The 12,498-nt window shown below is 54.7% G+C and carries 6 protein-coding genes; all 6 read left to right on the forward strand.

The window, feature by feature from the left end:
- Positions 1–110: 110 nt before the first annotated feature.
- Positions 111–5,966, forward strand: a complete 5,856-nt coding sequence (locus tag HPY30_15315) for a hypothetical protein (GenBank protein QYZ67228.1) — start codon at positions 111–113, stop codon at positions 5,964–5,966.
- Between the two features lie 97 nt (positions 5,967–6,063).
- The gene (locus HPY30_15320) at positions 6,064–7,395 is read left to right on the forward strand and encodes a multicopper oxidase domain-containing protein (GenBank protein QYZ67229.1); all 1,332 of its coding nucleotides are present in this window, start codon (positions 6,064–6,066) and stop codon (positions 7,393–7,395) included.
- A 36-nt stretch (positions 7,396–7,431) separates the two neighbouring features.
- The gene (locus HPY30_15325) at positions 7,432–8,862 is read left to right on the forward strand and encodes a multicopper oxidase domain-containing protein (GenBank protein QYZ67230.1); all 1,431 of its coding nucleotides are present in this window, start codon (positions 7,432–7,434) and stop codon (positions 8,860–8,862) included.
- Between the two features lie 33 nt (positions 8,863–8,895).
- Positions 8,896–10,392: a cadherin-like domain-containing protein gene (locus HPY30_15330; protein QYZ67231.1), complete on the forward strand. Its 1,497-nt coding sequence runs from the start codon at positions 8,896–8,898 to the stop codon at positions 10,390–10,392.
- Positions 10,377–11,567 carry a tandem-95 repeat protein gene (locus HPY30_15335; GenBank protein QYZ67232.1) on the forward strand — a complete coding sequence of 397 codons (1,191 nt, stop codon included), beginning with the start codon at positions 10,377–10,379 and terminating at the stop codon, positions 11,565–11,567. The genes HPY30_15330 and HPY30_15335 overlap by 16 nt, the downstream gene beginning before the upstream one ends.
- A gap of 88 nt (positions 11,568–11,655) precedes the next feature.
- Positions 11,656–12,321 (forward strand): hypothetical protein, encoded by a 666-nt coding sequence (locus tag HPY30_15340; GenBank protein ID QYZ67233.1) that lies wholly within the window; start codon positions 11,656–11,658, stop codon positions 12,319–12,321.
- Positions 12,322–12,498: the final 177 nt, after the last annotated feature.

Here is a 12,498-nt window from a genome sequence, read left to right on the forward strand (position 1 = left end):
AAATTTGTCACCGTAGTCCAACAAATTTCTTTTTTTACGGGAGATGCGCCGTTATGGCGTGGGGAATGATCCTGATTTCAGGGTCTTTCATAGCTCGGAGAGTGAAAGTTATGAACAATAAGATGAGAAAAGGCAAAACAGGGGTTTTTAACTTCGCCATTGCCTTGTCTATGTTGGCCGTTTCGGCGGCCCATTCAGGGCAAGTCACACTAAATGTGCAGGATCCAAGCGGAGCTCCTGTGAATGGCTTCCGCTGGCTGATTCAAGAAGATACAACCTACGCGGTAACGCCTGATGTCAGCACTGGCGATATGCTTTCGCTAGGCTTTCATCGCAGTAACCATCCACCAGCGATCAATTCGGTTACTGGTGCCGGGTTGAGCGGTTATTCTGATACCGCCCAGGCCGTGGTTGCGGATGTTGAGGATAATAAGAACTATTATATCTCTGTCCTGCCGTTCTCCGGATACAGTCTCTCCGGTGGTTCAGTCGCTATTGATGCCACAGGCACGGATCAGCAGACCGTCACTGTTACGGTTCAGCAGCAGCCGATTCCCACCGCGCAGATTTCGTTCTATCTTTTCCACGATCACTACCCGGTCAACGGCAATCCCGATCTGCCCCAGGAGATTAATCCTCCGGTAGGGAATGCGGGCCATGTGGACTGGAGCGGCTTCTCGCTCTTCCTGGAAGAGCCAGCTGGTAAGTATGGTCATAATGGTGGTCAGGTCATCCAGGATGCTTTCGCCAACCCGTTGGGTACGACCTATGATCGGACCTGTGATATCAACGGGAATCCGGATCTCAATCCGCTGACCAACTTTGTCTGCATGACTGCTGGCGCACCCGTGGTAGCTACGCTGGGTGACGGTACCCTGCACCCCGATCAGGACGGCTTCCTCACGGTGAAGAATCTGGCGCCGGGCAAGTACGGCACCATCATGATTCCGCCAACTGGTTCTAATTGGCAGCAGACCACCACCATTGAGGGTACCAAGGTTATCGACGCCTGGGTCAAGGCCAACGAGCCACCGGTGTTCGTTGAATTTGGTCTGCCTGGTCCGCACGTCTTCGTGGGTTTTACCAAGGCGAGCAGTGAGTACGTCGCGGGGCAAGCGGGTGGGTTCCCACCCCTGCAGCCGCCGCTACCTGGTGAACAGACTGCAAATATCCTAGGTAAGGTGACTGATCAGCACATGTCACGTCCGCCTAATTTCACCTTTTTCAGTGGGCGCGATTTTCCGGCCTGCTGGGTGGCTTTGAACAGCATGGTCAACGGCGCTTTGGGCAAAGGTCTTTATGCTGCCCCCTGTGCTGCGGATTCAACCTTTTCGATTCCAAATCTCGCGCCGGGCAGCTACCAGCTTGCAATATGGGACGCCAATCTGACGGTGGTATTTGCCCAGACAGCGTTTTCTGTCGACACGACCGGTGGTACCTGTAACGGTGGTCTATCCTGTGATTTTGGTGACGTCTCTGTCTTCAACTGGTTTGGCCGTCTTAACACTGCTGTCTTCAGCGATACCGATCAGGATGGTTTCTGGGATCCGACTGAAGCGGGCATCGGCCCTGAGAGTCAGGATGTCACCATCCGCTGGCGCGACGGCACCGTCTATCAGAACTTCGCCACAGACAACGGCGGCGAGGCGCCTTTCGATACGGTCTTCCCCTTCTTCCACTGGTTGGTGGCGGAAGCGAGTTTCGCAAACAAAAAGGCGACCGGTGCAACCTTCGTTGTCGACGCCGGCGGCCCGGTCCTGCCCGATAATGGCTGGACCTACCCCTCCTTCGATCAACTCACTCCACAGACACAGTGTGCGGCCGGCGTAAGCTATGATCCTGTCACCGGAACCTGTCCTGCAGGGAGCGAAGAAAATAATCCGAATACCGGTAACAACCTTTCCCGTACTGAGACGGGTGTGGTGCTGACCCAGGCCTTCCAGCAATTTCTGGGTCAGACCAGCGTGATGCAGTTCGGCAAGGCCGACTACAAAACTTTTGAGTTCCCGAGCATTGCGAACGGCTTCACCACGACTTTCGTGGGTGAGAACGGTGGCATCTCCGGTATGGTCCACTACGCGATTACCCGTGCAGAGGATGATCCTCGGTTTACCGCTGTTGAGACCTGGGAGCCTGGTATTCCCCGGGTTCAGTTGAACCTCTACGCTGATGGTGACATCGACTGTTTTCCGCTGAATAATTTTCCGGCTGATTCCTGCGATATCGACTGGGATGGTGATGGCGTATTCGATGCAGACGACAACTTGATCGATGACGTCAATATGAATGGCCTGGTCGATCTGGCGGATGCAGACAACTATCCCCAGGGTAACTTCCCCGGTCCCGAGGACATCGACCGGAATGGCAATTCCACATTCGACCTGGGCGATGCGCTCAATGTAGGCTACTCCGACAGTTGGGATGACAGCCTGCCTACAGGTTGCCAGGGTGAGTCGTTCACTTTCTTTACTGACCCGGCAGACCCGGCCACAGGTACGACCCCCGACTGCTACGATGGTCTGCGCAATTTTAACCAGATCCGTCCCGGCGTGTTTGACGGTGGTTGGGCCTTCGAAGGATATGACAGGGTCTCTTTACCGGTTGCAATCCAGACCAAGCTCTCCGCTTTCTATGCCACTCCGGCTGTTGCCTCGGTTGGCTTCGAAGGCATGCTGCCCGGTGACTATATCGTGGAGGCGAATACCCCTGCAGGTTATAAGATCGTGAAGGAGGAGGACCGCAACGTCGACTTTGGCGAAGTGTTCGTGCCTTCTGCACAGGCATTGGCAGTTACCTGCGTGGGTGACGATCATCAGGTACCGCCTCACTTCTCCATGCTGACCAAGGATGGCAGTGGTGATACGGCAATGCTGATCGATCCCGCAGTGAACGATCCGGCACCGTTTGCGGGTACGACGCGTCCGCTCTGCGATCGCAAGAAGATAGCGCTCTCGTCCGGTCAGAATGCCGCTACCGAGTTTCACCTGTATACCGATGTGCCGATCGCGGCCAACGTAACCGGTATGATTCTCAACGATTTGGCCAATGAGTTCGATCCGAATTCACCGACCTTCGGTGAGAAGTTTGCACCACCGTGGACGCCTGTCGCCTTCTACGACTGGAACGGTGTTCAGGTTAGCCGGGTCTATGCCGATCAGTTTGGTCGCTATGACACGGTGGTTCCCTCCACCTTCAGCGCCAATCTGCCACAGCCTAGTGGTATGTCGCCCAATATGCTGGTCGCATGCATGAACGATGCGGGGCCGGTTTCGAATCCGCTTATCGGCACGGTAGATGTCAGCGGTGATATCACTGGTGTTCCAGGGCAGATCATCACTGCGGGCGACGTACCTGCAGAGGTGATAGATCCCTTCTTTGATTCCCAGTACAGCCAGTTCTGTTACACCTTCCAGTACATGCCGGGTTCCACTACCTATCTGGATACACCGGTATTGCCTGTAGCCGCATTTGCCGGCCCCGGCAAGTTCCCGCTGGATTGCAAGAGTCCTGATTTCACACCGACAATCGCGTCGGTCAGGCGGCATCTGGGTGATGGTGGTGGTGGTCCCTTTGCACTGGCGAATCAGACGATCATCATCAAATCGATGGGCAAGATGTTGGTGCCAAATCCCGATTGGGACGGTACTGGCAACATTCCGAAAAACATCGAGCGTGACTACAGGTTTGGTGCAGGCCAGGGCAGAGTCTTCCTGGAAGATGACGCTGGCATCCGTACCGAACTGACGGTTGGCCTCTGGAGACAAAACCGGATCGAAGCTGATGTCACAGCGACAGATCCACTGGTCGCAATCCCACACGGTGCCTACCAGGTGGTTGTGGTCGGCATGGACGGTACTGAGTCGCCTATCGGTGTAAGCCTTACAGTTGGCATCGAAGAGGGCTGGGGTGCACGGAACAACTGGACCCTGGGTAAATGGACTGATGCAGGTACCAACTACACCAAGCGGCTCAAATACGCCTACGAGGTGCGCTCAGTTGATCCCTTGGCTGTAGCCGGTCCGTTGGTTCATAACACCATTCAGGATGCAATCGATGCAGCTAACCTCGGAGATCTGATCCTGGTTACTCCTGGTGTCTACGACGAGATGGTGATGATGTGGAAGCCCGTCAAACTCCAGGGTTGGGGTGCTGGAGACGTGGCTATCAACGCCCGCCAAGTGCCGACCGAGAAGATCATCGATTGGCGCACCCGGGCCAAGGCCTTGGTCGACAACGGTTTTATCGATCCATTGCCTGGGCAGATCGTTGCCAACGTTCCATTCGCAGCACTGGCGGAGAATATCTTCCCCACCAGTGAGGGCGCAGGCATATTCGTTGCCGGCCTGGCGTCTTCGGCTACTTGCCTGGAGGATACTGACAGGCTGGCCTTCTGCCATAACCGCAATAAAGGCTCTCGCGTCGATGGCTTCACCATCGTTGGCGCCAGCAGCGGTGGTTCCATTGTGGTCAACGGTAATGCCAGTTTCATGGATGTGAGCAACAACCGGATCACCGCCAACTCTGGTTTCTTCGGCGGCGGTATCCGCATCGGTCATCCTCAACTGAGTCACGAGATCGTCAGTGTGAACGACCCTGCCTATACAGGTTTGGCCAACGCTGATATTGGTGACTTCGTCTACGATGATGCTCACAACGATGATATCCGTGTCCACCACAACCAGATCTCTACCAATGGTGGGTTTGGCGGCGCTGGTGGCGGTGTCTCCCTGAATACAGGTGCCGATAACTATCGGGTCCAGAAGAACTGGATCTGCGGTAACTTCACGCAGGGTGACGGCGGCGGTATCGCCCACTTGGGTTTTTCTGAAAATGGTTTGATCGAAGATAACGATATTCTCTTCAATGAGTCGTTCGCCCAGGCCGGTCCCAGGACTGGTGGCGGCATCGCCATCCTCGGCCAGGCGGCACTTGTGCCTGAGACCTTTACCGGTGAGCTTCTCACCCCCGGTACCGGCAATGTTACTGTGGATTCCAACCGGATTCGCGGCAACCTGGCTGGCGCGGGTGACGGCGGTGGTATCAGTCTGGCCCTGGTCAATGGTCATGATGTGGCGCGCTTCCCAGACCGTAAAGGCAAGTGGAGTCAGGTGCGGATCTACAACAACATGATCGCCAACAACGTGGCTGGCGCCGCCGGTGGTGGCATCTCTCTGCAGGACGTGTTGAAGGCCGATATTCGTGCCAACACCGTTGCCAACAACGACAGTACAGCGACTGCGGCGATCCTGACCTTTGCGCCTGGAAACGTCAATGAGTCCATTCCGATGCCGGCAGGTATCGTTTCGCGGACCCACAGCGCCGAATTGTCCAATGTAATGAGTGGCCATGTGGACCCGCTGGTACTTCCCGGTGGTGCAACCAGTGACTGGATTACCTTTTCAGACGCTAAGTTGAAAAACAACATCGTCCATCACAACCGCTCGTTCTACTGGCTGAACCAGGATCCTGTAGCAACCCCGCTGACGAACTTCGGAATCTTCCCCGCATCCTGCGCTGATCCTGTAGCAGGGGGGGCTGGTTGCGACGTGGCCAACGTGGATCTCTACAGCGTTGATCTGGGAGTGCTCGATGGTCTGGTTACCAGTCTCGATCTGCAGTTGGAGCCTAAGAACTCACTGCTGACCGATACCGCGGGTTATGCCACCACCAATGTCATGGGTGATCCTGCCTTCGTGATGGGGTATGTCAACATTGCCCGAGACCAAACCCTGGTGTTTCAGGAGAGGACGGTTCTCCAGACAGCAGGTGCCTTCGATGAGGGTGGCAACTGGCTGCAGGTGAGCTACGGGCCACTGACGATATCTGCGGGTGACTACCACGTCACCCCGGCGTCGGTGGGTATCGACAACGGTGCCAATGTACCGCTCCAGCTGGAGCTCGACTTCGATAATGAGCCTCGACCAGATGGAGGAAACAACGATATAGGTGCGGACGAACTGCAGTAGTTAAGCGCTTCCGTGGCCCTCGCATGAGGGTCACGGATACGTGAAAAAGCAATTCGAAATAACAATGGCAGTTACATATTCATAAGGAGTAACGCCGATGAAAATCTTCAAAATAAAATTGCTGCCCGCGGCCCTATTGTTGGCTTTGTCAGGTGGCGTGGGAACAGTTAACGCAGCAGTCTTCGTGCAGTGTCCTGGAGACGATAATGGAAACGCGATATGGGACGAGGAGGAGGTCCAGCCTGCAGCGAACACCAAGTGTATGCATCTGATCGCCGGTGACAGCTTTGCCGTAATGTCGGATGACAATCCTCTTTATATCTTCGGTTATGGAGATCAGACCGGTACCCTGGCGTCGGAAGTGATCAAGGAAGGTATCCTTGATGCGGAGTGGCCAGGTCCTACCGTAGAACTTGAGCAGAATGACGAGTTCTATCTATCATTGACCAATGTCGGCACGGTGATTCGTCCCGACCTGTTTGATCCCCATACCATCCACTTCCACGGCTTTCCCAATGCCTCGGCAGTGTTCGACGGTGTGCCGGAGGTCTCTATTTCCATCAATATGGGCGCCACACTGACCTACTACTATAACGTGGTGGAGCCTGGCACCTATATCTATCACTGCCATGTGGAGGCGACCGAGCACATGGAGATGGGCATGTTGGCCAACCTCTATGTGCATCCTCTTCAGGATGTGACGGGCTGTGTGGATGCCCTGGGTGCGCCCAACGGCAACTGCTCGGTAGCCACTCGCAAGGGCGGTACCGATCCGGGTGCGCCCACGGGTTATACATACAATGACGGTGATGGTACTACCGCCTGGGACGTAGAACAGCCACTCCAGGTGTCCGCCTTCGACAGCGAGTTCCACGATGCCAGTCTCTTTGTTCAGCCGCTGCCTTTTGCAGCGCTCAAGGGCGACTATCCGCAGATCAACGGCCGCGGTTATCCCGATACGATTAATCCTGGGATTATGCCGCCACCAGCGGACAACTGGGCCTCGATAGTCGGTGCGGATGGTGAGATTCATCCTGCAGGTAAGGTCACCGGCAACCCGGGTGAGACACTCAATAACGATACCCCAACCCAGTTGTTGGACTCCAACGCGACCGTAACCGCAGGTCAGACTCTGCTGCTACGGCTCTCCAATGTGGGTCTCGACCGCTTCTATACCCTGACCGCACCCGGATTGACGATGAAGATTGTCGGTACCGGTGCGCGGCATATGCGTAACGCAGCGGGAGATAAGAACCTCTACCGTGAGGTTGCCTCGGTCAATTTTGGTGGTGGTGAGACTCATGATGTGTTGGTCGATACCACTGGCGTAGCGCCGGGCACCTACTTTCTTCATGCCACAGAACTGCATCAGATGAGCAATCTGACGCAGTTGGACGGCGGAATGATGACTGAGATTGTCGTGCAATAGCGTCAAGCCGGAAGACGATCAAAGGAGATAAGCAAAATGATAAAGATAAGACAAAAAACCGTCCGCCTGCTCAGCATGCTATTGCTGGGTATGGCGATGACGACGATCGTGTCCCAATCCATGGCGGCGGGTCACGACATTCGGGGAATTAAACCTCAGGGGGGGACTACCTTCAATCTCTATGCCTTTCCCTTCAACATGAATCTGCCGGATGGCTCCAGCATGCATATGTGGGGCTTCGGAGACATGAATGGAGGGGCCAATGCCAGCCACCCGGAGGGGAACGGCTACAGCTTGCCACAATATCCGGCGCCGACCTTGATCGTAAATGAAGGCGACACCATCACTATCAATGTGACCAATTTCGGTGTTCCGGAGCCGGTCTCGATGGTGATTGCCGGACATAAAGCCAATGCGGTGGGTGGTACCCCTGGACTGGTGACCCGTCAGGCCGGGCTCAATGATACGGTCGCCTATACCTTTACAGCGAGTAACCCAGGCACCTATCTCTATCACAGTATGGGCGGTGTAAATCCCGGTCTGCACTCTGAGATGGGCTTGGTGGGTGCGCTGATCGTCCGGCCGACTGGTTTCGATTCTGCCGGCAACCGGATCGCTTATGGTGCCACGACAGAGTATGAGCAGGAGTTTCTTTACCTGCTGAGCGAGATGGACCCTGATATTCATGTGCAGATGGAACGGGGTCACTATAGCCACTTCACTAACTCTGATCGGCACGCCGCGATCTGGTTTGTCAATGGCCGGGTCTTTCCTGACCTGTTCCAGGGTGACTACAATCCACTCTTCCCCCATCAACCCTACCAGTCATTGTCCCTCTCCCATGCAGGCGACAGGGTGCTGGTGCGTACGGTCAATACGGGGCACGACAGCCATCCGTTTCACTTCCACGGCGAGAATCTTCGTTTCATCGCCAGAGATGGACGACTGCTGTCTTCGGATGGTGGTGTAACACCGGATCTGGGGCGCTCTGATAACACCCTCAATTCCGCGCCGAAACAGACCGTTGACATGATCTGGACCTGGACGGGCAAGGATCTCAACTGGGATATCTACGGCCCTGTCGCCACCAATGGATGTACTGACAGCGATCACAACATGCTAGATGACGCCACCGGCGCGGCTTGCCATGACAATATCTGTATCGATGTCAATCCTGTCGACGGTTTTGACGATGTCAATCACGAGTATTGCGCCGATCACGGCAAGGCTATCCCGGTATCGCTTCCCGGCGTGCAGGATCTGACCTTGGGCGGTTGGTGGAGCGGTAGTCCATTCCTCGGTGATACCGGCGACTTGCCTCCGGGTGAGGGTGGTCTCAATCCCTTTGGTGGCTACTTTCTGGTTTGGCACTCACATGCCGAGAAGGAGTTGACCACATGGGATATTTTTCCTGGTGGCAGCTTGAGCACGATGGTGGTTGTACCGCCTTACGTGCCGATCCAGTGACGGGGAGGGATAACAATGAAAAGGTCAATAAAAATGAAGACGTATTTCAAGATGGGGGCTCTGGCCAGTGCCATGGTCCTCGCCACTGGGAATGTCTACGCACTGGATGTCTATCTGGCAGCCAAGGTCTATACAAGGATCATGCCGGGTGAGACAACGCCTATTACCATGTGGGGCTATACCGCTGATCCAGGTGGAACCTGCTATAACCTAACCTTTGATGCGGATCGTCTGGTATGCGTGAATGGCTTGGCGGATCCTTCCAACGACCCGACGTCGGCTGACCGGAGAATAGATCTCCCTGCTGCCGACAGTACCCTGAATATCTATCTCTCCAATGGTTTGCCGGATCCGACATCCATTATGATTCAGGGACAGAAACTGCCGGTCTCCACTGGAGGCATGGGGCCGACCTGGAACGATAACACCACGGGCGGAAGAGCGGGTAACCTGACCAAACGGGTGCGCTCATTCGGCCTGGAAGCCGGGTCTGCTGGCGGCAAACAGCTCTATTCCTGGAGCGGCGCCACCGCCAACGCTATTGCCCGCACCGGCACCAACATCTATCACAGTGGCACTCATCCTCAAGAGCAGGTCTACATGGGGCTTTACGGTGCGATGACCCGTGATAATCTGGCGGGAGAAGCCTATGACGGTGTTGCTTATGACAATGAGGTGATGCTCTTCTATAGTGATATCGATCCAGAGCACAATGCTGCTGTTACTGCCGGGACTCATCTGACATCGATCGCTTATCATCCACGCTGGTTTCTCATCAACGGTGAACCCTACGAGAGCGGCGTGACGCCAGATATTGCTGCCGGCTTCGAAGGTGATCGAATATTGCTACGCATGTTGAGTGCGGCCGCCGAGACTCACGTACCGACTCTGCAGGGTCTCCATGCCAATATCCATGCGGAGGATGGCCTGCAGTACAACTACCAGGATGTGGCAACCGGCGCACCCGGTTATGCTCCCCGTGAGCAATACTCTGTGCAGGTGCCACCCCTCAAGACTAAGGACGCCATTATCACCCCCGGTGCTGGACGTTACGCCGTCTATGACGGCAACGGATACATGACCAATCCCAGTGATCCCCTCGACGATACTGTAGGTGACGGTCTTGGTGGCATGCTGCGTTTCCTCGCCGTGAGCGGTCCGGCGGTGAACAATCCGCCGACTGCTAATGTAGATTCGGCCTCCACGACTGTTGATGTTCCGGTGGTTATTACGGTGCTGGATAACGATATCGATCCTGATGGGGATGCACTGAGTATTCTCGGAGTTTCTCCGCCAGCCAATGGTTCAGTCGCGATCGTCTCCAGCACGTTCGGAGGCGCCACGGTGCCCAACTCGGCTGTTGAATATACGCCAGGTCCTGGTTATATAGGCCCGGATGGTTTTACCTATACTGTGACTGACGGCGTCAATATTGTTGCTGGTGTACAGGTTTCGGTGGATGTACTCCCACCTAATGCCGCACCGGTAGTCACCGGTAAAATGTTACCGCTGTCATGGGTACGCCGCTGATCATCGATGTACTGGCAAATGACACTGATGCTGATGGAGATGTGCTCAGCGTAGCTGCTGTTTCCGTACCGACATCAGGTCAGGCAACCACGTCGACCGATAACACGACTGTAACCTATACTGCGCAAGCTGGCTTTGTTGGCGGCAGCGACAGTTTTACTTATGACGTGGATGACGGCAACGGAAACGTAGTACCTGGTACGGTCACTGTCACCGTTCTGGCGGTGCCACCCAATAGTCCGCCTGTTGGAACGAACGACGCCTATAGCATCGACGAGGATGCAATCCTCAATGTTGCAGCACCAGGCGTACTCGCCAACGATACCGACCCCGATGGTGATGCTTTGACCGCGCAACTGGTAGCCGGGTCTGGACCCGTCAATGGACGCGCCGGTACCTTCATCCTCAATGCAAATGGTTCATTCCATTATGAACCGGATGTGGACTTCTTCGGTACTGACTCCTTCCAGTACGAAGTGGTGGATGCCATAGGTAACGTTACTGGTCCGGTAACCGTGGACATTACTGTCAACTCGATCAACGATGCACCGGTCGCTGCTGATGTCAATATCTACCTGACGGAGATGACTTCATTTGTCGCCGATGCCGAGTCTGTGATAGCACGTACCTACGGGATCACTGCTGCCAACGGCCTTGAGTCCAATGCCCACGACGTTGACTCGCTGCCAAATCCCGGCATCACAGCAGTGCTTGATACGCTCCCCAACCGCGGGTCCGTGTTGAATCTGATAGATGATGGATCATTCGATTATCAGATCATTCAAGGCAATGCCAGAATCGGTACCTTTGCCACCTTCACCTATCATGTGAACGATGGCGCGGCCGACAGCAACGTCGCCAATGCCACTATCATTCGCGAGGTAGCGACCCGGAAGGCGAATTACCTCCAACGTGGTGGCGCCGGATTGGATCGCTGGAGAGTTAAAGGCGTGACGATACCTGCTCATGTTGGCAAAACAGCTGAAGCCAGGCTGAATGGTCCTGGCGGAACGCTGATCGGAACCGCAGTGGTTGGCGGAGACGGTAAGTTCAACATCAACGTCAACAATACCACCCTGGTAGCCAGTCCTGGTGATACTGTTACCTTGAAGGTACTTGGTGCGGGAACCGAAAACGCCGTTCATATCGGTTATCCGGTCTTCTTCCCACTATAAGGAGCATGTCCCCGCCGCAAGGCGGGGGCGGGTATAACCTGAAAGTATGACTGGAACAATAGCCCAATCAATCCATGAGATTTTTATCATGAGTAAGAAAGAGGAGTCGGAAATGCCACAATCTTCTATATCGGCGGAATCCCAGAAGTCGAATGAATTTAAGGATGATGGCGGATCTGCTGCGTTGATTCTTATGGTTCTGGCTCTGGTCATATTCGTCTTGGTTCTTCTGTACAACCTTCCCGGTTTGGCTGAAGCCGGCACGTTGTCCTCCGGGCAACAGACGGGTGATGCCGGACTGGTGAAGGCAAACAACAATGCGGTGGTGATAAAGGAGAGGAAAATTGACTGGAAGCCACCTGTTGCACCGGTAGTTGTACAACCACAGATCATCGATGAAAAGCAGGCGAAAATGCTGGAGGAGCGCTGGGGGGTTCGTCTTATCAGCCTCAACCTGAGTGCGGGGGGATACATGATGGATTTCCGTTTCCGTGTGTTGGATGCGGAGAAGTCAATTCTACTTTTCGATCATCGTATCAAACCTCATATCATCACCGATCGTACCAACATCAAACTGCCGGTTCCGATGGCGGCAAAAGTCGGGGCATTTCGTCCAACAAACCGCGGTAAGAATATCAAGCCTGATCGCAACTACTACATCATGTTCGGCAATCCTGATCGTCATGTTAAATCTGGCGAGACAGTAGCGATCGTGATTGGTGACTTTCGCGTTGATGGAGTTAGCGTCAATTGAAGTACGTTCTCTGTAAATGTGTTGTAAAGAGAAAAAGGAATAGCGACGCCAACGGGAGGCGTGAGTAAGCGTGCGATACAAGTATGCGCAAATGGAATGGGCAACAAATAAATCTTTTTAAAAAAGAGTGTTGCCATTGACTGTACGGCGGGGTTGAAGCTTTTTGCTTCTTCTCCG

Source organism: Gammaproteobacteria bacterium (ex Lamellibrachia satsuma) (genome assembly GCA_019623805.1).
Lineage (GTDB): Bacteria > Pseudomonadota > Gammaproteobacteria > Chromatiales > Chromatiaceae > QGON01.